General features: G+C 71.1%; 1 protein-coding gene and 1 pseudogene. Both read left to right on the top strand.

The window, feature by feature from the left end; translation table 11 throughout:
• A partial coding sequence (locus Q8M88_RS05470; protein ID WP_305595236.1) for a hypothetical protein occupies positions 1 to 811 on the top strand: 811 nt, incomplete at its 5' end.
• A 20-nt stretch (positions 812 to 831) separates the two neighbouring features.
• Positions 832 to 1,190, top strand: a pseudogene (locus Q8M88_RS05465) (hypothetical protein); the annotation flags it as partial.

The raw sequence follows: 1,190 nt of genomic DNA, 5'->3' as shown, positions 1-1,190 counted from the left end.
GGCGCTCAAGGGCCTGCTGGAGGCCGGCGTGCGGCCAACACAGGGTCGGCTCACGCTGGTGTTCGCCAACCTCGCTGCTTTCGACCGCTTCGACCCGGCTGACCACGACGCTTCGCGTTTTGTGGACGAGGACTTGAACCGCCAGTGGTCCGTCGAGCGCATGGACGCGCCGACCAGTCGCGAGCGCCGCCGCGCGGCCGAGTTGCGGCCTTTTGTGGAACAGGCCGACTGGTTGCTCGACATCCACTCCATGCACGAGCGCGCCGCGCCGCTGTTGCTGACCGGTGTGCAGCCACGCAACCAGGCGCTGGCACGGGCCATGGGCAACCCCGAACACATCGTGGTGGACGCCGGCCACAAGGACGGCGTGCGCATGCGCGACTTCGGCCGTTTTGGCGTGCCCGATGACCAGGCGCCCGAAACCCGCTCGCTGCTGGTGGAATGTGGCTTCCACGGCGACCCCAGCAGCCGCGATGTGGCGCACGACATGTGTGCGCGTTTCCTGCTGGCTTCAGGTGGGTTGTCGTCGGACGAGGTGGCGGCAACGCTGCCCGGCTGGACCCTGCCGGCCGCTGCCCGGCAATGGGCACTGGAGGTGACCGGCCCGGTGGTGGCGCGCAGCGCCGGTTTCCGCTTCCACCAGCCCTTCCAGGGCCTGGAGTGCATCGCGAAGGCCGGCACCGTGATCGGCGACAACGATGGCGAACCCGTGACCACGCCCTACGACGACTGTGTGCTGGTCATGCCCTCGGTGCGGCAGGCGCGCGCGGGTGTGACCGTGGTGCGCTTCGCGCGACGCCGCCCGCTCTGAGCGCGCGGCACAATGGGGCCATGACCGATCGACCCTCCCCCGACGGCCGTCCCGACGAGCCCGCGCCCGAAGCCGCCTCGGCGGCCCCCACGCTGATCTACCCCTGTGGCGAGCCGCCCGCGCCGGGCCAAGTGCGCGAGGTCGCGCCCGGCGTGTTGTGGCTGCGCATGCCGCTGCCGTTTGCGCTCAACCACATCAACCTCTGGGCTCTGGCTGACGAGGACGAACACGGCCCCGGCTGGGCCATCGTGGACACCGGCACCAAAACCCCCGAGACCCTGGCCGCCTGGCGCCAGCTGATCGCACCCGACGGCCCGCTGGCCGCCACCCCGCAGGGCGCGCGCATCACCCGCGTGTTGTGCACCCACATGCACCCCGA

It is taken from the genome of Phenylobacterium sp. (assembly GCF_030693805.1).
GTDB lineage: Bacteria > Pseudomonadota > Alphaproteobacteria > Caulobacterales > Caulobacteraceae > Phenylobacterium.
The sequence above is the reverse complement of the archived record's forward strand: the minus strand, read 5'-3'. Positions and strand labels throughout refer to the sequence as shown.